The 17,855-nt window shown below is 67.0% G+C and carries 22 protein-coding genes and 1 riboswitch; of the genes, 9 read left to right on the top strand and 13 right to left on the bottom strand.

Annotated elements, in window-relative coordinates; genetic code table 11:
- Window positions 1-4 precede the first annotated feature (4 nt).
- The 8 genes from IB261_RS03625 to nrdR all read right to left on the bottom strand — a co-directional run bounded on the left by IB261_RS03625 (window position 5) and on the right by nrdR (window position 6,322).
- Window positions 5-520 (bottom strand): phosphatidylglycerophosphatase A family protein, encoded by a 516-nt coding sequence (locus tag IB261_RS03625; RefSeq protein WP_081517128.1) that lies wholly within the window; start codon window positions 518-520, stop codon window positions 5-7.
- A 2-nt stretch (window positions 521-522) separates the two neighbouring features.
- Entirely contained in the window at window positions 523-1,482 is a 960-nt protein-coding gene (gene thiL / locus IB261_RS03620; RefSeq protein ID WP_081517127.1) for a thiamine-phosphate kinase, read from the bottom strand.
- A 3-nt stretch (window positions 1,483-1,485) separates the two neighbouring features.
- Window positions 1,486-1,968 (bottom strand): transcription antitermination factor NusB, encoded by a 483-nt coding sequence (gene nusB / locus IB261_RS03615; protein ID WP_192381483.1) that lies wholly within the window; start codon window positions 1,966-1,968, stop codon window positions 1,486-1,488.
- Window positions 1,965-2,441: a 6,7-dimethyl-8-ribityllumazine synthase gene (ribH, locus tag IB261_RS03610; RefSeq protein ID WP_081517125.1), complete on the bottom strand. Its 477-nt coding sequence runs from the start codon at window positions 2,439-2,441 to the stop codon at window positions 1,965-1,967. Before ribH ends, nusB begins: the two co-directional genes overlap by 4 nt.
- Window positions 2,442-2,538: 97 nt before the next feature.
- Window positions 2,539-3,636 carry a bifunctional 3,4-dihydroxy-2-butanone-4-phosphate synthase/GTP cyclohydrolase II gene (gene ribBA, locus IB261_RS03605; protein WP_081517124.1) on the bottom strand — a complete coding sequence of 366 codons (1,098 nt, stop codon included), beginning with the start codon at window positions 3,634-3,636 and terminating at the stop codon, window positions 2,539-2,541.
- A 16-nt stretch (window positions 3,637-3,652) separates the two neighbouring features.
- A complete protein-coding gene (locus IB261_RS03600; RefSeq protein ID WP_081517123.1) occupies window positions 3,653-4,321 on the bottom strand; it encodes a riboflavin synthase in 669 nt (222 codons plus the stop codon).
- A 154-nt stretch (window positions 4,322-4,475) separates the two neighbouring features.
- Window positions 4,476-4,638: riboswitch (FMN riboswitch) on the bottom strand.
- 122 nt (window positions 4,639-4,760) lie between these two features.
- Window positions 4,761-5,861, bottom strand: a complete 1,101-nt coding sequence (gene ribD, locus IB261_RS03595) for a bifunctional diaminohydroxyphosphoribosylaminopyrimidine deaminase/5-amino-6-(5-phosphoribosylamino)uracil reductase RibD (RefSeq protein WP_192381482.1) — start codon at window positions 5,859-5,861, stop codon at window positions 4,761-4,763.
- Window positions 5,858-6,322 carry a transcriptional regulator NrdR gene (gene nrdR, locus IB261_RS03590; protein WP_045215192.1) on the bottom strand — a complete coding sequence of 155 codons (465 nt, stop codon included), beginning with the start codon at window positions 6,320-6,322 and terminating at the stop codon, window positions 5,858-5,860. The genes ribD and nrdR overlap by 4 nt, the downstream gene beginning before the upstream one ends.
- Before the next feature lie 129 nt (window positions 6,323-6,451).
- Between nrdR and IB261_RS03585 the strand changes: the two genes are divergently transcribed.
- The 3 genes from IB261_RS03585 (at window position 6,452) to trxA (ending at window position 8,654) form a co-directional block, all read left to right on the top strand.
- The gene (locus IB261_RS03585) at window positions 6,452-6,919 is read left to right on the top strand and encodes a YbaY family lipoprotein (protein ID WP_081517121.1); all 468 of its coding nucleotides are present in this window, start codon (window positions 6,452-6,454) and stop codon (window positions 6,917-6,919) included.
- Window positions 6,916-7,572: a class I SAM-dependent methyltransferase gene (locus IB261_RS03580; protein WP_151189288.1), complete on the top strand. Its 657-nt coding sequence runs from the start codon at window positions 6,916-6,918 to the stop codon at window positions 7,570-7,572. Before IB261_RS03585 ends, IB261_RS03580 begins: the two co-directional genes overlap by 4 nt.
- Window positions 7,573-7,784: 212 nt before the next feature.
- Window positions 7,785-8,654, top strand: a complete 870-nt coding sequence (gene trxA, locus IB261_RS03575; protein WP_192381481.1) for a thioredoxin — start codon at window positions 7,785-7,787, stop codon at window positions 8,652-8,654.
- A gap of 187 nt (window positions 8,655-8,841) precedes the next feature.
- Here the strand turns inward: trxA and IB261_RS03570 are convergent, their stop codons facing one another.
- Entirely contained in the window at window positions 8,842-9,195 is a 354-nt protein-coding gene (locus tag IB261_RS03570; RefSeq protein ID WP_081517118.1) for a hypothetical protein, read from the bottom strand.
- A gap of 129 nt (window positions 9,196-9,324) precedes the next feature.
- Between IB261_RS03570 and IB261_RS03565 the strand changes: the two genes are divergently transcribed.
- From IB261_RS03565 to IB261_RS03540, 6 genes are all read left to right on the top strand, one after another.
- Window positions 9,325-9,906 (top strand): DUF2796 domain-containing protein, encoded by a 582-nt coding sequence (locus tag IB261_RS03565; protein ID WP_081517117.1) that lies wholly within the window; start codon window positions 9,325-9,327, stop codon window positions 9,904-9,906.
- A gap of 15 nt (window positions 9,907-9,921) precedes the next feature.
- On the top strand, window positions 9,922-10,629 hold the full coding sequence (locus IB261_RS03560; protein WP_081517116.1) for an ABC transporter ATP-binding protein: 708 nt from the start codon (window positions 9,922-9,924) through the stop codon (window positions 10,627-10,629).
- A gap of 2 nt (window positions 10,630-10,631) precedes the next feature.
- Complete coding sequence (locus IB261_RS03555; RefSeq protein ID WP_151189284.1) at window positions 10,632-11,897, top strand: ABC transporter permease; 1,266 nt, start codon at window positions 10,632-10,634, stop codon at window positions 11,895-11,897.
- A gap of 38 nt (window positions 11,898-11,935) precedes the next feature.
- The gene (locus IB261_RS03550) at window positions 11,936-12,454 is read left to right on the top strand and encodes a DUF3299 domain-containing protein (RefSeq protein ID WP_081517114.1); all 519 of its coding nucleotides are present in this window, start codon (window positions 11,936-11,938) and stop codon (window positions 12,452-12,454) included.
- Window positions 12,455-12,591: 137 nt separating this feature from the next.
- Window positions 12,592-13,311 carry an OmpW/AlkL family protein gene (locus IB261_RS03545; protein WP_081517113.1) on the top strand — a complete coding sequence of 240 codons (720 nt, stop codon included), beginning with the start codon at window positions 12,592-12,594 and terminating at the stop codon, window positions 13,309-13,311.
- A 57-nt stretch (window positions 13,312-13,368) separates the two neighbouring features.
- Complete coding sequence (locus IB261_RS03540) at window positions 13,369-13,725, top strand: SirB2 family protein (protein ID WP_192224552.1); 357 nt, start codon at window positions 13,369-13,371, stop codon at window positions 13,723-13,725.
- Here IB261_RS03540 and IB261_RS03535 read toward each other — a convergent pair.
- The 4 genes from IB261_RS03535 to nirA all read right to left on the bottom strand — a co-directional run bounded on the left by IB261_RS03535 (window position 13,706) and on the right by nirA (window position 17,820).
- Window positions 13,706-14,653 carry an NAD-dependent epimerase/dehydratase family protein gene (locus tag IB261_RS03535; RefSeq protein WP_192381480.1) on the bottom strand — a complete coding sequence of 316 codons (948 nt, stop codon included), beginning with the start codon at window positions 14,651-14,653 and terminating at the stop codon, window positions 13,706-13,708. The two genes, IB261_RS03540 and IB261_RS03535, sit on opposite strands and share 20 nt — an antisense overlap.
- Window positions 14,646-15,530 carry a sugar nucleotide-binding protein gene (locus tag IB261_RS03530; RefSeq protein WP_045215221.1) on the bottom strand — a complete coding sequence of 295 codons (885 nt, stop codon included), beginning with the start codon at window positions 15,528-15,530 and terminating at the stop codon, window positions 14,646-14,648. Before IB261_RS03530 ends, IB261_RS03535 begins: the two co-directional genes overlap by 8 nt.
- A gap of 140 nt (window positions 15,531-15,670) precedes the next feature.
- Entirely contained in the window at window positions 15,671-16,159 is a 489-nt protein-coding gene (locus IB261_RS03525; protein WP_081517109.1) for a DUF934 domain-containing protein, read from the bottom strand.
- On the bottom strand, window positions 16,156-17,820 hold the full coding sequence (gene nirA / locus IB261_RS03520; protein ID WP_192381479.1) for a nitrite reductase NirA: 1,665 nt from the start codon (window positions 17,818-17,820) through the stop codon (window positions 16,156-16,158). Before nirA ends, IB261_RS03525 begins: the two co-directional genes overlap by 4 nt.
- Window positions 17,821-17,855: the final 35 nt, after the last annotated feature.

Below are 17,855 nucleotides of genomic sequence, written 5' to 3'. Positions count from 1 at the left end.
TTCCTCAGATCAGCCAGTGGGCCCAACCCCATGTCAGGCCTTGCATCACCAGCCAGGCAAAAACGCCGGCCAGCACATCGTCGAGCATGATGCCGACGCCGCCATGGACGTTGCGGTCGATCCAGCTGATCGGCCAGGGCTTGGAAATGTCGACGATGCGGAACACCACGAACCCGACCAGCAGCCACCACCAGCCTTCCGGCACCAGCCAGAGGGTGATCCACATGCCGACCATCTCGTCCCAGACGATGCCTTCGTGATCGTGCACGCGCAGGTCGTCGGCAACCTTGCCGCACAGCCAGAAGCCGAACAGCATGGTGACGCCCAGCATCAGCCAGTAACCCCAGTCCGGCAGCATCTGCCAGAGTGGTATGAAGGGTAGCGCAACCAGCGAACCCCAGGTGCCCGGCGCCTTGGGCAGGGTGCCCGAGCCGAAGCCGAAGGCCAGGAAGTGCCAGGGATTGCTCCATACCGAATGGGGTACGGGTTGGGCCGGGGCCTGGTTGGGGTGTTCTGTCACGGTCACTCCATGAAATGCAGGTAGCCGCCCTGATGCGGCGTGATGTCGGCACCAGCGCCATCGAGCACGCGTACGCCCGAACCGGCTTCCACCCTACCGACCACGCGCAGGGCCGGCCAGTTCGCCGAAAGTGCCGGCAGATGCTCGGCAGGCAGGGTGAAGGCGAGCACGTAGTCGTCACCGGCGCCCAGCTTGAGCTGCTGCGCGCGCTCGGCGCCCAGCAGGGTTTCCAGCGCCGGGCTTTCCGGCAGCTTGTCGGCTTCGACGATGAGCGCCACGCCAGAGGCGCGGGCGATGTGTCCGCAGTCGGCGAGCAGCCCGTCGGAAATATCCAGCGCCGCGGTGGCCTTGCCGCGCAGCGCCTGGCCGAAGTCCAGCTGCGGCTGCGGCGACCAGTAGCGCGCCAGCAGCGGCTCGGCGACGGACGGTTCCGCGGTCATCTCGCCCAGTACCAGCGGCAACGCCCCGCCCGCTTCGCCCAGCGGGCCACCAACGCAGAGCAGGTCGCCCGGCCGCGCACCGGCGCGGGTCAGCGCCTGCCCGGCGGGCACCCCGCCGAATACGGTGACGGTCATCGCCAGCGGGCCACGGGTGGTGTCGCCGCCGATCAGCACCAGCGCGCATTCCTGCGCCTTCTGGTTCAGGCCACGGGCGAAACCTTCCAGCCAGGCCGGGTCGGCCTCGGGCAGGGTCAGGGCAAGGGTGAAGCCGATGGGCGCGGCGCCCATGGCCGCCAGGTCGCTGGCGGACACCGCCAGGGCACGCTGGCCAAGCAGGAAGGGATCGCAGACGGCGGGAAAATGCACGCCGACGACCAGGGTGTCGGTGGAGATCGCCAGCTGTTCGCCGGCCTTGGGCGCGAGGAGCGCGCAGTCGTCGCCGATCCCCAATGCCACTGCCTCGCCGCCGGCCGCACAGGCGGCCGAGGCGAAGTAGCGACGGATCAGCTCGAACTCACCCATGCCTCAGCGCTTGGCGCCACGCAGTTCGGCGGCGCGCAGGCGCGGAGCGAGCTTGTCCAGCACGCCGTTGACGAACTTGTGTCCGTCGGTGGCGCCGAAGGTCTTGGCCAGCTCGATACCTTCGTTGATGACGACCTTGTACGGCACGTCCAGGCGATTGCGCAGCTCGTAGGTGGCCAGGCGCAGGATGGCCAGCTCCACCGGGTCGATCTCTTCCAGCGCACGGTCCAGGCAGGGAGCGAACGCCTCGTCCAGATCGGTCTTCAGGCGCGGTACGCCGTGCAGGATCTCGTGGAAGTAGGCACCGTCGACATCACTGAAATCGTTGTCGGTACGGAAGGTCGCCTCGATCTCGTTGAGCGGCTGACCAGCCATCTGCCAGGAGTACAGGGCCTGCACCGCGAGGCTGCGGGCCTTGCGACGCATGGCGATCTTGTTCGGCTTGGCGGGCTTTGCCGGGGCGTTGTTGCCGTCCTGGGTGCTCACTTGGCCTCCAGCTGCGACAGCAGGCTCACCATTTCCAGGGCGGACAGGGCAGCTTCGGCGCCTTTGTTGCCGGCCTTGGTGCCGGAGCGCTCGATGGCTTGTTCGATGGAGTCGACCGTCAGCACGCCGAAGGCGACCGGCACGCCGAACTGCAGGGAAACCTGCGCCAGACCCTTGGTGCACTCACCAGCAACGTATTCGAAGTGCGGGGTGCCGCCACGGATCACCGCGCCGAGGGCGATGATGGCGTCGAACTCGCCGCGCTGGGCGACTTTCTGCGCTACCAGCGGGATTTCGAAGGCGCCCGGAGCACGGATCACGGTGATTTCGCTCTGGGCGACGCCGTGGCGCACCAGCGCGTCGATAGCGCCTTCCACCAGGCTTTCCACCACGAAGCTGTTGAAGCGGCCAACCACCAGGGCAAAGCGGCCTTTGGGGGCGATGAAGGTACCTTCGATGGTCTTCAGGGTCATGGGCAAGTCTCACTGTTAAAGAGCCGGAGCGTCACTGTGGCGCTCCGCAAATAGGGTAGAAGAACGGCACCGCCGTGCCAGGGCACGGCGGCGAGGTTCATTCAGCGGGCAGGTATTCTACAACTTCCAGGTCGAAACCGGATATCGCGTTGAAGCGCATCGGTGCCGACATCAGGCGCATCTTGCGAACGCCCAGGTCGCGCAGGATCTGCGAACCGGCACCCACGGTGCTGTAGGTGGTGGTCGGCTTCTGCACGGGCGCCGGGGTATTGGTGATCTCGCGGACATGCGCCAGCAGATCGTCGCCGCCGACCTGGTGACCCAGCAGCAGGACCACGCCGGTGCCGGCCTCGGCCACCTTGGCCATGGCCGCGCGCAGGCTCCAGCGGCCCGCCTGGTTGACCATCAGCAGGTCGCGCAGCGGGTCGGGGTTATGCACACGCACCAGGGTCGGCTCTTCCGGGCAGACGTTGCCCAGGGTCAGCGCCAGGTGCACGTCGCCTTCCACGGAATCGCGGTAGGTGATCAGCTTGAACTGGCCCAGTTCGGTATCCAGCGGCTGCTCGGCGAGGCGCTCGACGGTGCGCTCGTGGATCAGGCGGTAGTGGATCAGGTCGGCGATGGTGCCGATCTTGATGCCGTGCTGCTGGGCGAACTCTTCCAGTTCCGGGCGACGGGCCATGGTGCCGTCGTCGTTCATGATCTCGCAGATCACGCCGGACGGCTCGAAACCTGCCATGCGCGCCAGGTCGCAGGCCGCTTCGGTGTGACCGGCGCGAGCCAGTACGCCGCCGGGCTGCGACATCAGCGGGAAGATGTGCCCGGGGCTGACGATGTCGGCGGCAACCGCGTTCTTCGCGGCGGCGGCCTGCACGGTGCGGGCGCGGTCAGCGGCGGAGATGCCGGTGGTGACGCCTTCAGCGGCCTCGATGGAGACGGTGAACTTGGTGCCGAAGCCGGAACCGTTGCGCTGCACCATCAGCGGGATGCCCAGGCGCTCGCAGCGCTCGCGGGTCATCGGCATGCAAATCAGGCCACGGGCGAAGCGGGCCATGAAGTTAATGTCTTCGGTGCGGACACACTCGGAGGCGATGATCAGGTCGCCTTCGTTCTCGCGGTCCTCGTCATCCATGAGGATGACCATCTTGCCCTGACGCATGTCGTCGAGCAGTTCTTCAATGCTGTTGAGTGCCATACGGGGAAGAGCCTTATCAGTGTTTCATGAAGCCGTTTTCGGCCAGGAATGCTTCGGTGATGCCGCCAGCGCCGGCGGCGGGGTCCGCCGCCTTGTCGCCGAGCAGCAGGCGCTCCAGGTAGCGCGCCAGCAGGTCGACTTCGAGGTTGACCAGGCGACCACCGCGGTAGTCCGCCATGATCGTCTCCTGCACGGTGTGCGGGACGATGGTCAGCTCGAACTCGGCGCCGTTGACCGCGTTCACCGTCAGGCTGGTGCCGTCCACGGTGATCGAGCCCTTGAGCGCGATGTACTTGGCCAGCTCACGCGGTGCGCGCACGGTGAACTGGATGGCGCGGGCGTTTTCCTCGCGCTTGACGATCTCGCCGACGCCGTCGACGTGGCCGCTGACCAGGTGGCCGCCCAGGCGGGTGGTCGGCGTCAGGGCTTTTTCCAGGTTCACCCGGCTGCCGATCTTGAGCTGCGCGAAGGCGGTGCGCGCGAGGGTCTCGCGGCTGACGTCGGCCCAGAAGCCGTCGCCGGGCAGTTCCACCGCCGTCAGGCAGATGCCGTTGACCGCGATGCTGTCGCCGAGCTTGACGTCGGCGAGGTCGAGCTTGCCGGTCTTCACGTACAGGCGCACGTCACCGCCTTTCGGGGTGATGGATGCGATGGTGCCGATGGATTCGATTATGCCGGTGAACATGAGGCCTCCCGCACGGCAAAGGCCGCTGGCCGGCAAGGCCGCGTAGCCAACTGGGAAAGATGATGCATGTGGCGAACTCCTGTTTTGGTTAAAAAACAGGGCGTATCGATCGAAGGGATTTCACGGACGCGCGCAGGCACGCCCCGATGGCTCATCCCGTTCTCTCTTCATCCGGACTATTACCGTCGGCCCCGGAATCACACCGGGTCTGCTGACCCTGGCCATCCGGCGAACCGGTCTGGACAGGCGCTCGCGGGCTAGGCGCATTGCGCGCCATTACCGCCGGTGGGGACTTGCACCCCGCCCTGAGAACGTCAATCGCGGTCGTTACAGCGTCGACCGCGTGTGGCGTTTTACCACAGGCCGGCGCAAGTCGGAAGCTTCCTATTGATCGCTCCGCGCCCGGCGGCAAGCCGAAGTCAGTGGCGCCAGCGCGCCATCACAGCGGTCTGGCCGTGACCAGCCAGTCGTCTCCCACTGCGCGGATGTCGACGATCTTCAGCTCGCGGGATTCGCTCATGCGCTCCAGCGGCAGCTCCAGCAGCGGGCGCGCGGAGGAGCCGAGCAGCTTGGGCGCCATGAAGATGCTGTACTCGTCCACCAGACCGAGGCGGGCGAAGGCTCCAGCCAGGCGTGGACCAGCCTCCACCAGCACCTCGTTGACGCCTCGGCGGCCGAGTTCGGCCAGCAGCGCCATCAGGTCGACCTGGCCGTCGAGGCCGGCGAGGTTCAGCAGTTCGTGGCCGACCACGGCGTAGTTCGGATCGTCCTGGGTGCTCACCACCAGCGCCGGACCGGCCTGGAAGAAGGTAGCGGTCAGCGGCACCCGCAGGCGGCCGTCGATCAGCACGCGCAGCGGCTGGCGCCGGGAGGCCAGTTCAGCCAGATCGGCGTCCAAGCCCAGCTCGTCCGGGCGTACGGTGAGGCGGGCGTCATCGGTCAGCACCGTATCGGCACCAGACAGCACCACGCTGGCTTGCGCGCGCAGGCGCTGCACGGCGCGGCGCGCGGCTGGGCCGGTGATCCACTGGCTCTCGCCACTGGCCATGGCGGTGCGGCCGTCCAGGCTCATCGCCAGCTTCACGCGGACGAACGGCAAGCCGGTTTCCATGCGCTTGAGGAAGCCCTGGTTCAGCGCGCGGGCTTCGTTTTCCAGCACGCCGGAGCGCACTTCGATGCCCGCTTCGGCAATGCGCTTCATGCCGCTGCCGGCGACCTGCGGGTTCGGGTCCTGCATGGCCGCGACTACGCGAGCGAGTCCGGCGCCGATCAGCGCATCGGCGCACGGCGGCGTGCGGCCGAAATGGCTGCAGGGCTCCAGGGTGACGTAGGCGGTGGCGCCACGGGCCTTGTCGCCAGCCTGGCGCAGGGCGTGGACTTCCGCGTGGGGCTCGCCGGCGCGCACGTGCCAGCCTTCACCGACCACCTCGCCATCGCGGACGATGACACAGCCGACGCGCGGGTTGGGATGGGTCGTGTACCAGCCCTTGCGCGCCAGCTCGATGGCGCGGGCCATCCAGAACTCATCCATGCCACTCATTCCTTCGACGGCTCGCGAGCCAGGCGCTCGATTTCCTCGCGGAACTCGTTGAGGTCCTGGAAGCGGCGGTACACCGAGGCGAAGCGGATATAGGCAACCTCATCGAGCTTCTGCAGTTCGGCCATCACCAGCTCGCCCAGCACCCGCGACTTGATCTCGCGCTCGCCGGTGGCGCGCAGCTTGTGCTTGATGTGCGCCATCGCCTCCTCGAGTCGCTCGATGCTCACCGGACGCTTCTCCAGCGCACGCTGCATTCCGGCGCGCAGCTTGTCCTCGTCGAAGGGCTGGCGGCTGCCGTCCTGCTTGATCAGGCGCGGCATGACCAGCTCGGCGGTCTCGAAGGTGGTGAAACGCTCGCCGCAGTTCAGGCACTCACGGCGCCGGCGGACCTGGTCGCCCTCGGCGACCAGGCGCGAATCGATGACTTTGGTGTCGTGGGCGCCGCAGAAAGGACAGTGCATGGCGAGTCTTGGGCAGTCAGGAAAGGTAAGAGGCTCATGGTAGCGCATCGACTGGCCGAAGAAACCCCGCTCCCACGAGACACGCCGCAGGCATTAGGCTATATAGGCGCCCGCCTGGAATCTGTTGCGATGGAGCCCGCCATGTTCGCCCGCCTGCTCTGCCTGTCCCTTACCGTCCTGCTGGCCGCCTGCGCCAGCGAGAAGCCCGCGCCGGTCACCCAGCCAGTCGCCGTCACGAAGAAATCGACTTCCCCGCTGGACGAGCCCGTGCCGGCCAACATGCGCGCCCTCAGCGGCCAGCTCAGCAGCTCCCAGGGCTTCCTGCCAGCCGGCAGCGAAGTGGAACTGGCGCTGCTGGTGATCGACCAGCGCGACCGCCCGCAGCAGTTGCTCTCCAGCGAGAAGATGATTGCCACCGGCCAGGCCCTGCCGTTCCGCGTGGTGTTCAATCCGGAATCCTTCCCGGCCGGCGCCCGCGTCGAACTGCATGGCCGCGTCTCGCAGTCCGGCCAGCTGGCCTGGCGCCTGCCGCCGGTGCGCATCACCCAGCCGGAAACCCGCGCCCTCGGCGAGCTGCGCCTGGAGCGCGCGCCGTGACGCCACCGCTTTCCCTGCAGACAGCCCTCGGTGAACTGCTCGGCGACGCGCGCCTGTCCGCCGAAACCTTGCCGGGCACCGACATCCGCCTCTGGCTGATCGACGCGCAGAACATGGACCGCGAGTTCAGCCCCGACGAAACCCGGCGCATCCTCGAAGAACCGCCCTACTGGTGCTTCTGCTGGGCCAGCGGCCTGGTGCTGGCGCACTGGCTGGCCGAGAAACCCGAGTGGGTGCGCGGCAAGCGCGTACTGGATTTCGGCGCAGGCTCAGGCATCGCCGCCATCGCCGCGGCCAAGGCCGGTGCCGCCGAAGTGGTGGCCTGCGACCTCGACCCACTGGCGCTGGACGCCTGCCGCGCCAACGCCGAGCTGAACGGTGTGGAGCTGAGCTATTCGGCGGACTTCTTCCAGGAGCAAGACCGCTACGACCTGATCATCGTCGCCGACGTGCTCTACGACCGCGCCAACCTGCCGCTGCTGGACGAATTCCTCAGCCGTGGCCGCGAGGCCCTGGTCGCCGACTCGCGGGTCCGCGACTTCAGCCATCCGCTGTACCAGCGCCTGGGTATTCTCGACGGCTGCACCTGGCCGGACCTGGCCGAGCCGGCCGAATTCCGCCACGTCAGCCTCTATCACGCGCGCCGCGGGTAGCGCCGGCGCGGCGGGGCAAACCATCTCGGATACAGTCCTACGCTCAATGCGCGACGGGTGCGCCATTGCAGGAGCGGGCCATGCCCGCGATCGCGCCCATGGGGCGCTCCTACAGGGAATGCCGGCGCCAGCGTGTGGGTTGTTTCCGTCAGGCAGCGCCCCCACTTATAGTGGCAACCACCTTCATCGCCCCACTCGATTCGAGATTCCCCATGAGCGATACGCCTTACATCTTCGACGCCAGCATCGCCAACTTCGATCAGGTCGTCATCGAGAACTCCTTCCACAAGCCGGTCCTGGTGGACTTCTGGGCCGACTGGTGCGCCCCGTGCAAGGCGCTGATGCCGCTGCTGGCGCAGATCACCGAGTCCTACCAGGGCGAGTTGCTGCTGGCCAAGGTCAACTGCGACATCGAGCAGGACATCGTGATGCGCTTCGGCATCCGCAGCCTGCCCACCGTGGTGCTGTTCAAGGACGGCCAGCCGGTGGATGGCTTCGCCGGCGCGCAGCCCGAATCGGCGATCCGCCAGATGCTCGAGCAGCACGTACAGCCACCCGCTCCGGCCGCCGACAATCCACTGGAACTGGCGCAGAACGCCTTCAACGAAGGCCGCTTTGCCGAAGCCGAGGCACAACTCAAGGTGCTGTTGGGCGAAGACAACACCAACGCCGCCGCGCTGATCCTCTACGCCCGTTGCCTCGCCGAGCGCGGCGAGATGGGTGAAGCCGAGACCGTGCTCGACGCAGTGAAGAGCGACGAGCACAAGCAGGCACTGGCCGCCGCCAAGGCCCAGCTGACCTTCCTGCGCCAGGCTGCCGACCTGCCCGACGCCGCCACACTGAAGACCCGCCTGGCCGCCGACGCCAACGACGACGAAGCCACGTACCAACTGGCCGTCCAGCAACTGGCCCGCCAGCAGTACGAGGCGGCGCTGGACGCCCTGCTCAAGCTGTTCGTGCGCAACCGCAGCTACGGCGAGGACCTGCCGCGCAAGACGCTGGTCCAGGTGTTCGACCTGCTGGGCAACGACCATCCGCTGGTGATCGCCTACCGGCGCAAACTGGCGAACGTGTTGTACTGATAAACAGGGCGCCGCAAGGCGCCCTTTTTCATGGCGGCATGGGCTCGGTCCGTGCCAGCGCTTTCCCCCAGCGCAGAGGCCTCCCGAACCGTAGGGCGCATAACCTGGAACAGGTTATCCGCCATCAAATTCGCGGCGGATAACGCTGGCGCGTTACTCGCCCTACCAGAGCAGGCCGCGAAGGCTTCTACTCCTCGATCCAGTTGAAGACCTGCACACCCTCGTGCACCTCGATCTTCACCTTCGGACTGTGCCGCAGGCGCACCAGCAGCCCCTTCGCCGCCCCTGAACTCCCCGCCAGCGCCGCCAGCTCATCCAGCAGTTGCGGTCCCTCGCTGCTGCCACTGCGGCGCAGCAGGTCCTGCGCGGCCAGCCACAGCTGATCCACTGGCGCGCCCGCTGCGGGCGCCGGCACGGCAGCGGCCACCGGCGCCACAGCGGCAGCCGGCAGGTTCTGCGCCAGCCGCGCCCAGTCGGCGTCGTCCATCTCCACGGTGAGGTCCACCGGCCAGTCGCCGATGGTGCCCTTGATTCTCAGCATCGCCCTTCTCCTCGCGGCCTTTCGCGCATGCTCCCACGGTGCAGGCGTCGCGCCAAATGAACGCTAAGCTGGCGTTAATAATTAATCTGTTATAACGTAACAAAATCATTCAACAGACCGGAGTTTCCCATGCGCCCCCTGCTCCTCGCTGTCGCCCTGCTGCCCCTCGCCGCCCAGGCCCACGACGAACATGAACACGGCAGCCTCGGCAAGCACGAGCATGGCGTCGCCCAGCTCAACGTCGCCCTCGACGGCAAGACCCTGGAACTGGAGATGGACAGCCCGGCGATGAACTTCGTCGGCTTCGAGCACACCGCCACCAGCGACGCCGACAAGGCCACGGTTGCCGCCGTGCAGGCCCAGCTCAAGCAGCCGCTGCAACTGCTCGCCCTGCCCGTCTCGGCAAAATGCAGCGTGCAGTCGGTGGAGCTTTCCAGCCCGCTGTTCGGCGATGCGCCCAAGGCGGAAGACCACGATCATGACCACGAACATGCAGATGGCGACCACGACGAACACGAAGGTCACCAACACGCCGACATCGACGCCCACTACCAGCTGACCTGCGCCCAGCCGCAGGATCTCGCCACCCTCGATTTCGCGCCGCTGTTCAAACGCTTCCCGGCGACCCAGAAGATTCAGGTACAACTGATCGGCCCGAGCGGCCAGCAAGGTGCAGAATTGACCGCCGCCAACCCGACCCTGAACTTCTGATCACGACGCTCTGAAATGACCGCACTGCTCGAACTCGACAACCTCGGCTTCGCCTGGCCCGGCCAGGCGGAGCTGCTGGACATCCCGGCCTTCACCCTGGCCCGTGGCGAGACCCTGTTCCTCAAGGGCCCGTCCGGCAGCGGCAAGACCACCCTGCTCGGCCTGCTCGGCGGCGTGCAGCGCCCCCAGCGCGGCAGCGTGAAGCTGCTCGGCGAAGACATCGCGCAGATGAAGCCTTCGCGCCGCGATCATTTTCGCGTCGATCACACCGGCTACATCTTCCAGCAGTTCAACCTGCTGCCGTTCCTTTCAGTGCGGGAAAACGTCGAGCTGCCCTGTCACTTCTCCCACAGCCGCGCCGAGCGCGCGACCCTGCGCCACGGCAGCGTGGCCAAGGCCGCCGAGGCGCTGCTCAAACATCTGGGCCTGGGCGATGCGGCGCTGATCGAACGCCGCGCCGACAGCCTGTCGATCGGCCAGCAGCAGCGCGTCGCCGCCGCCCGCGCGCTGATCGGCCAGCCGGAACTGGTGATCGCCGACGAACCGACCTCGGCGCTGGACGCCGACGCCCGCGAAGCCTTCCTCCAATTGCTGTTCGCCGAATGCCGCGAGGCCGGCGCCAGCCTGCTGTTCGTCAGCCACGACCAGAGCCTGGCGACCCTGTTCGATCGCAGCCTGTCGCTGACCGACCTCAACCGCGCCGCCCGCGCTCCGGGAATCTGAGCATGTACCTGTTGCGCCTGGCGCTCGCCAGCCTGTCCAACCGCCGCTTCACCGCCCTGCTGACCATCTTCGCCATCGCCCTCTCCGCCTGCCTGCTGCTGGCGGTGGAGCGCGTACGCACAGAGGCCAAGGCCAGCTTCGCCAGCACCATCTCCGGCACCGACCTGATCGTCGGCGCCCGCTCCGGCTCGGTGAACCTGCTGCTCTACTCGGTATTCCGCATCGGCAATGCCACCAACAACATCCGCTGGGAAAGCTACGAGACGGTGACCCACAGCCCGCTGGTGAAGTGGGCCATCCCGATCTCCCTGGGCGATTCGCACCGCGGCTATCGCGTCATGGGCACCGACACCGGCTACTTCGAGCACTACCGTTTCGGCCGCGGGCAGACGCTGGAGCTGGCAGAGGGCAAACCGTTCGGCCAGGACCTGTTCGACGTGGTGCTCGGCGCGGAAGTCGCGCAGGCCCTGCATTACAAGCTGGGCGACAAGATCGTCCTGGCCCACGGCGTCAGCACCATCAGCCTGGTGCAGCACGACGACAAGCCGTTCACCGTGGTCGGCATCCTCAAGCGCACCGGTACGCCGGTGGACCGCACCCTGCACATCTCCCTGCAAGGCATGGAGGCGCTGCACGTTGACTGGAAGAACGGCGTCCCGGCACGCGGCGCCGACCGCGTCAGCGAAGACCAGGCGCGCGGCATGGACCTGCAGCCCAAGGCGATCACCGCCTTCCTGCTGGGCCTCAAGAGCAAGGTGGCAACGTTCACTCTGCAGCGGCAGATCAACGAATACGACGGCGAACCGCTGATGGCGATCCTCCCGGGCGTGGCGCTGCAGGAGCTGTGGGGGCTGATGGGCACGGCGGAGAAGGCGCTGTTCGTGGTCTCGCTGTTCGTGGTGCTGACCGGCCTGATCGGCATGCTCACCGCCATCCTCACCAGCCTCAACGAACGCCGCCGCGAGATGGCCATCCTGCGCTCGGTGGGCGCGCGGCCCTGGCACATCTTCAGCCTGCTGGTGGCGGAAGCCTTCTCCCTGGCGCTGGCGGGCGTGGCACTGGGCATCGGGCTGCTCTACGCCGGCATCGCCGGCAGCCAGGCGTACGTCCAGGCGAACTACGGCATCTTCCTGCCATTGGCGCTGCCCAGCGCCTATGAATGGTCACTGCTGGGCGGCATACTCCTGGCGGCGCTGCTGATCGGTTGTGTACCGGCGTGGCGTGCCTACCGGCAATCGCTGGCCGATGGCCTGTCGATCCGCCTCTGATTCAGCCCCCTGCGAGCCAGACCCTGAAGGAAAGCCCCATGCGTCGCCTGCTGTTTCTCCTGCTGATGCTCACCAGCGCCGCCGTCTGGGCGGCGCCGCGTGAGCTGAGCTGGCCGGAGCTGATCCCCGAGGGCGCACCGCCGCCCCCGCCGCCAGTGCCGCTGCACGATATGTCCAAGCTCTCCGATGTACTCAATTCGGAGAGTGGACCGGCGGTGAAGCAGCAGATACCCAACGCTCCCGTGGTACAGCAGCTGGACGGCCAGGAAGTGAAGATGCCCGGCTACATCGTGCCGCTGGAAGTGGAGGAAGACGGCCAGACCGTTCGCGACTTCCTGCTGGTGCCCTACTACGGCGCCTGCATCCACGTGCCGGCACCGCCGTCCAACCAGATCGTCTATGTTCGAGGCGGCAAGGGCGTAAAAGTCGACGAGCTTTATCAGCCCTTCTGGATCATCGGCAGGATGAGCGTGAAGGCGATGGAAAGCGACCTCGCCGAGGCCGGCTACCAGATGCAGGCCAGCAGCATCGAACCCTACGAATACACCGGCCAGTGACAGGGCGCGGCGCTTTGCCGCACCCTCGATTCCTACAAAGCTTGTGGTCTTTATTGAGCCAGGTCAAAAGTGCGCTTTTAGCGCTGTCTACTATTCTGGGCACCAACACTTATACCAAAGAGATATTGGAGCTCATCATGCGTAAGTCCTGGCTCACCACTTCGCTTCTCTCACTTGCCGTCGCAGCGCCGGTCGCAGCCCAGGCCGCCGACATTCGCGGCCACCAGGCCGGCGACTTCCTGGTACGTGGTGGTTTCGCCACCGTGGCGCCCGATGACAGCAGCTCCAACGTCAAGCTCGACGGCACCAAGGTCAGCGGCACCAAGGCCACTGTCGACAGCGACACCCAGCTGGGCCTGACCTTCGCCTACCTGCTCACCGACAAGATCGGCATCGAGCTGGTCGCCGCCACCCCGTTCAACCACCAGGTCGACGTCAAGGGCCTGAACAAGGCCACCGGCCTGACCGGCCTGGACGGCAAGCTGGCCGACATCAAGCAGCTGCCGCCGACCGTGCTGCTGCAGTACTACCCCATGGGTGGTACCAACTCTGCCTTCCAGCCGTACGGCGGCCTGGGCATCAACTACACCACCTTCTTCGACGAAGACCTGGCCAGCAACCGCAAGGACCAGGGCTTCAGCAACCTGAAGCTGCAGGACTCCTGGGGCCTGGCCGCCGAGCTGGGCATGGACTACATGCTCAACGAGCACGCCTTCGTCAACGCCGCTGTCTGGTACATGGACATCGACACCAAGGCGAGCGTAGACGGCCCGTCCGCGCTGGGCGTACAGAAAACCAAGGTCGATGTTGACGTCGACCCCTGGGTTTACATGGTCGGTTTCGGCTACCGTTTCTGACGGAGCAAACATGAAAAAGGCGCCCAAGGGCGCCTTTTTCACTTTCAGGGAACCGGTATGTACCTCGAACTCAAAGCACTGCACGTCAGCCTTGCGATCATCAGCACCCTGCTTTTCCTCCTGCGCCTGGGCCTGAGCTGGTGGGGCAAGCGTCCAACCGGCTGGCAGCGCGGATTGCCCCATCTGATCGACACCCTGCTGCTGCTGAGCGCCCTGGGCCTGGTGCACCTGGCGATGCCCTGGCCGCTGCCGGTCTGGCTGCAGGTTAAGCTCGGCCTGCTGGTGCTCTACATCGTGCTGGCGGCCTTCGCCCTGCGCAGCGCGACGAAGCCAGCCAAGGCACTGCTCAGCGCTCTGGCACTGGGCTCGCTGGCCGGCATCTTCTATCTGGCCGTCAACAAACCCTGGTGGTGATCAACTGGGCCAGGCCATCGGCCAGCGGCGTGGGTGCGTCCAGGCTATAGCGCTGCAGCAGGCGGCGGTTGTCCGCGCGGGAATGGCGGATATCGCCGTGGCGCGCCGGCAGGTAGGTAATCTCCGGCAGGCCGCCGGTGAGCTTGCCGATCTCGGCCAGCAACTGGTTGAGGCTGGTGGACTGGTCGAGGCCGACGTTGATCGCCGACTCGGCCACGTCATCGGCCAGCAGCGCCGTCATCAGCAGCTTCACCAGGTCACCGACGTAGATGAAATCACGGGTCTGCTCGCCGTCGCCGAACACGGTGATCGGCAGGCCCTGCTCGGCGCGCCGGGCGAAGATGCTGATCACCCCGGAATAGGGCGAGGACGGGTCCTGGCGCGGGCCATAGACATTGAAGAAGCGGAAGATCGCCGGCTCCAGGCCGTGTTCGCGGCGATAGAAGTCCAGGTAGTACTCGCTGGCCAGCTTGTCCGCGGCATAGGGCGTCAGCGGCGCCTTCACCACGTCCTCGTCGATGGCGGAGCCTTCGCCGTTCTGCCCATAGACCGCCGCGCTGGAAGCGAACAGCACCCGGCGGATGCCTTCCTGGTGCATGGCCTCGCAGAGGTTCAGGGTGCCGATGAAGTTGGCGCGGTGGGTGCCCACCGGGTCTTCCACCGAAGCCTGCACCGAGGCGATGGCCGCCAGGTGCACGACGCCCTGGCAGCCGCTCAGCGCACCACGCAGGGCGGCTTCATCGGCGACGTTGCCGACTATCAGGTCGACGCGGCTGTCGAGGTTCTCGCGCCGGCCGGTGGACAGGTCGTCCAGCACGCGCACGGTGAAGCCCTGCGCCAGCAGCGCGTCAGCCAGATGGGAACCGATGAACCCCGCGCCGCCGGTGATGAGGATGGGCTGCGCGGAGGGGGAAAGACGATCAGACATGGCGGTAATAGCGATCCAGCAAGGCGGGCAGGCCGGCGCGCCAGGCGCGCGGCTTGATACCGAAGGTATGGAGGATTTTCTTGCAGGCGAGCACCGCGTGCTGCGGTTCGTCGCCGGCATCCGGGCGCGCGGCGTGGGCCTGCGGGCTCGGTTCCTGGACAGCCAGGGTATGGAAGGCGCGGGCCTCGCCGAGTACCACCTGGCCCAGGGAGAGGGTGGTCGTGGCCTCCAGGCCGCCGTAGTGGTAGGTGCCCCACAGCGGTGCCTGGCAGTCGAGTTGCTTGAGCACCGAGAGGATCACCCGCGCGGCGTCATCCACCGGGGTCGGGTTGCCTCGCCGGTCGTCAGCGAGGAACAGCACCTGCTCCTTCTCGGCACGCCCGAGGAAGCGGCCGAGCACGCCGTCGGCGCTGTCGTCCAGCAGCCAGCCGAAACGCAGCAGCACATGCCGCGGGCAGGTCGCCCGCACCCACTGTTCCATGCGCCACAGCGCCTGGCCACGCGGGCCCAGGGGCAGCGGCTCGTCCTTCTCGCTGTAGGCGGTGGCGCGGGCGCCATCGAACACGCGGTAGCTGGACGGCTGGATCAGCAGGATCTCGTGGTGCTGGCAGAGTTCGGACAGACGCTCCACCGCGCGCTCCTGGCTGGCCAGGCGAGCGGCGTCGACGGCCTCGGCCTGGAACCAGTCGTAGTAGTAGGCGAGGTTGATCACCGCGTCGGGGCGGGTCTCGTCCAGCAGGACGGTGAGGCTGGAAGCATCCCAGCCCTGCTCGGGCGGCCGGGGGGCGAGGAAGCCGATGTCCTCCTCGGCGCCAAGGCGGATCAGCGCCTGTCCAAGGGCATTACCGCCACCCAACAGCATCAGGCGCATACGCATATTCTGGGGGTCACTCGAATCCGTGGGTTACCGCCGGCGCGCAAGGTGCCGGGGATGATGCCCGCATTTTTCCTGTGCCCCGGCACAGCGTCAAGCTTGGCCGACCCGCTGCAGCCTTCGCCGCGCGCGGCGACTCCTGTCTAGGAGCGGCGACGGAACAGCGGACGCGGCTCGATCACCGAGCGTCCGTAGAGCACGCTCAGCCCCGCCAGGCCCTTCAGCGCGTCTTCCACGGACTTGTCCTCGCGCACGGCAAAGGCATCGAAACCGCACTGGCGCATATGCGCCAGCTGGTCACGCAGCACATCACCCACCGCGCGCAACTCCCCGCGCCAGCCCAGGCGGCTGCGCAACAGGTAGGCCAGGCTGTAACCGCGACCGTCGCGGAAACTGGGGAAGTCGATGGCGATCAGTGCCGGTTCCTTCAGGCGCCAGATGAGGTCCTCGGGATCCTCCTCCGGCGCCAGCCAGACGCCGAAGCCCGTCCCGGACTCCAGCGCCAGCCAGTGCTTCAACGGCAGGATCAGTCGCCCACCGGGCAATACCTCCGGCACTTCGCGCAGCAATTCCCAGGGGTCGCCCGGCGCCATTTCCGCCACCCCGTCCCGCAGATGAATCAGGTTCCTCATGCCGGCACCTCCGCCTGGCGGTAGACCCGCGCCTTGAAAGGCTCCAGGCCGATGCGCTCGACCGTTTCGACGAAGCGCTCCCCGGCACCGCGCTGCTCCACATAGGTGTGCACCAGCGCCTCGATCACGTCCGGCACCTCGGCGGCGCTGAACGACGGGCCGATCACCTTGCCCAGCGCGCTCTTCACACCCTGCGCGCCGCCGAGGGTGATCTGGTACCACTCGCTGCCGTTCTTATCGACGCCGAGGATGCCGATGTTGCCGATGTGGTGATGGCCGCAGGCGTTCATGCAGCCGGAGATGTTCAGACTGAGGTCGCCCAGGTCATGCAGGTAGTCGAGGTCCTCGAAGCGCTGCTGGATGCCCTGGGCGATGGGAATCGACTTGGCGTTGGCCAGCGCACAGAAATCGCCGCCGGGGCAGGCGATGATGTCGGTCAGCAGGCCCTGGTTCGGTGTGCCCAGGCCAGCCACGCAGGCTTCCCGCCAGAGCGCGTGGAGGTCGGACTTGCGCACGTCCGGCAGCACCAGGTTCTGTTCGTGGGCGACACGGATCTCGCCGAAGCCGAAGCGCTCGGCCCAGTCGGCCACCTGTTCCATCTGCTCGGCGGTCGCGTCCCCCGGCGGCGCCTCGGCGCCCGGCTTGGTGGACAGCACCACGCTGGCATAGCCGGGCACGCGGTGCGGGCGCACGTTGCGCGAGACCCAGCGGGCGAACGCAGCATCAGCGGCCAGTGCGCTGCCATAGGCCAGCTCGTCGGCCGCTACATAAACAGGCGGATCGAACGCCGCGGCAACCCGCTGGTACTCATCGAGAGTCAGCTGCGCCTCGCCATCGCGCAGATGCTGCCACTCCTCCTCCACCTCGCGGGAGAACGCCTCGATGCCCAGCGCCTTCACCAGGATCTTGATCCGTGCCTTGTACTTGTTGTCGCGCCGGCCGTGCCGGTTGTACACACGCAGGATCGCCTCGACATAGGACAACAGGTGCCACCAGGGCAGGTCGTCGCGGATCACCTGGCCCAGCATCGGCGTGCGCCCCAGCCCGCCGCCCACCAGCACTTTCAGGCGCAGCTCGCCGTCTTCGGCGCGGCGCAGGTAGAGGCCGATGTCGTGCATCATCACCGCCGCGCGGTCTTCCTCGGCGGCGCAGAGGGCGATCTTGAACTTGCGCGGCAGGAACAGGAATTCCGGGTTCACCGTCGACCACTGGCGGAGGATTTCCGCCAGCGGGCGCGGGTCGAGGAATTCGTCGGCGGCGACACCGGCGAAGGCCTCGGTGGTGATGTTGCGTACGCAGTTGCCAGAGGTCTGGATGGCGTGCATCTCGACATCCGCCAGGCGCTCGAGGATGTCCGGCACCCGCGCCAGCTCGACCCAGTTGAACTGGATGTTCTGCCGCGTGGTGAAGTGGCCGTAGCCGCGGTCGTGCTCGCGGGCGATCCAGGCCAGGGTGCGCATCTGCTCGCTGGACAGGGTGCCGTAGGGAATCGCCACCCGCAGCATGTAGGCGTGCTTCTGCAGGTACAGGCCGTTCTGCAGGCGCAGCGGCAGGAATTCCTCTTCGCTCAGCTCATCGCTCAGGCGCCGCTGCACCTGGTCACGGAACTGCGCCACCCGTTCGCGCACCAGGGCGCGGTCGTAATCATCGTATCGGTACATCGCCAGGCCACCTTCAGGACGTTGCGTAGCGGCCT

It is taken from the genome of Pseudomonas sp. PDM20, from assembly GCF_014852575.3.
In the GTDB taxonomy this organism is placed as follows: domain Bacteria; phylum Pseudomonadota; class Gammaproteobacteria; order Pseudomonadales; family Pseudomonadaceae; genus Pseudomonas.
The sequence above is the reverse complement of the archived record's forward strand: the minus strand, read 5'-3'. Positions and strand labels throughout refer to the sequence as shown.

Coding starts and splice junctions, on each gene's coding strand:
- nrdR (WP_045215192.1), bottom strand. CDS start 6,322: ATGCACTGTCCTTTCTGCGGCGCCCACGACACCAAAGTCATCGATTCG.
- IB261_RS03525 (WP_081517109.1), bottom strand. CDS start 16,159: ATGAGGAACCTGATTCATCTGCGGGACGGGGTGGCGGAAATGGCGCCG.
- IB261_RS03550 (WP_081517114.1), top strand. CDS start 11,936: ATGCGTCGCCTGCTGTTTCTCCTGCTGATGCTCACCAGCGCCGCCGTC.
- IB261_RS03545 (WP_081517113.1), top strand. CDS start 12,592: ATGCGTAAGTCCTGGCTCACCACTTCGCTTCTCTCACTTGCCGTCGCA.
- IB261_RS03530 (WP_045215221.1), bottom strand. CDS start 15,530: ATGCGTATGCGCCTGATGCTGTTGGGTGGCGGTAATGCCCTTGGACAG.
- ribH (WP_081517125.1), bottom strand. CDS start 2,441: ATGACCCTGAAGACCATCGAAGGTACCTTCATCGCCCCCAAAGGCCGC.
- IB261_RS03535 (WP_192381480.1), bottom strand. CDS start 14,653: ATGTCTGATCGTCTTTCCCCCTCCGCGCAGCCCATCCTCATCACCGGC.
- nirA (WP_192381479.1), bottom strand. CDS start 17,820: ATGTACCGATACGATGATTACGACCGCGCCCTGGTGCGCGAACGGGTG.
- IB261_RS03570 (WP_081517118.1), bottom strand. CDS start 9,195: ATGCTGAGAATCAAGGGCACCATCGGCGACTGGCCGGTGGACCTCACC.
- IB261_RS03565 (WP_081517117.1), top strand. CDS start 9,325: ATGCGCCCCCTGCTCCTCGCTGTCGCCCTGCTGCCCCTCGCCGCCCAG.
- ribD (WP_192381482.1), bottom strand. CDS start 5,861: ATGAGTGGCATGGATGAGTTCTGGATGGCCCGCGCCATCGAGCTGGCG.
- IB261_RS03540 (WP_192224552.1), top strand. CDS start 13,369: ATGTACCTCGAACTCAAAGCACTGCACGTCAGCCTTGCGATCATCAGC.
- thiL (WP_081517127.1), bottom strand. CDS start 1,482: ATGGGTGAGTTCGAGCTGATCCGTCGCTACTTCGCCTCGGCCGCCTGT.
- IB261_RS03585 (WP_081517121.1), top strand. CDS start 6,452: ATGGAGCCCGCCATGTTCGCCCGCCTGCTCTGCCTGTCCCTTACCGTC.
- IB261_RS03560 (WP_081517116.1), top strand. CDS start 9,922: ATGACCGCACTGCTCGAACTCGACAACCTCGGCTTCGCCTGGCCCGGC.
- ribBA (WP_081517124.1), bottom strand. CDS start 3,636: ATGGCACTCAACAGCATTGAAGAACTGCTCGACGACATGCGTCAGGGC.
- IB261_RS03600 (WP_081517123.1), bottom strand. CDS start 4,321: ATGTTCACCGGCATAATCGAATCCATCGGCACCATCGCATCCATCACC.
- IB261_RS03555 (WP_151189284.1), top strand. CDS start 10,632: ATGTACCTGTTGCGCCTGGCGCTCGCCAGCCTGTCCAACCGCCGCTTC.
- trxA (WP_192381481.1), top strand. CDS start 7,785: ATGAGCGATACGCCTTACATCTTCGACGCCAGCATCGCCAACTTCGAT.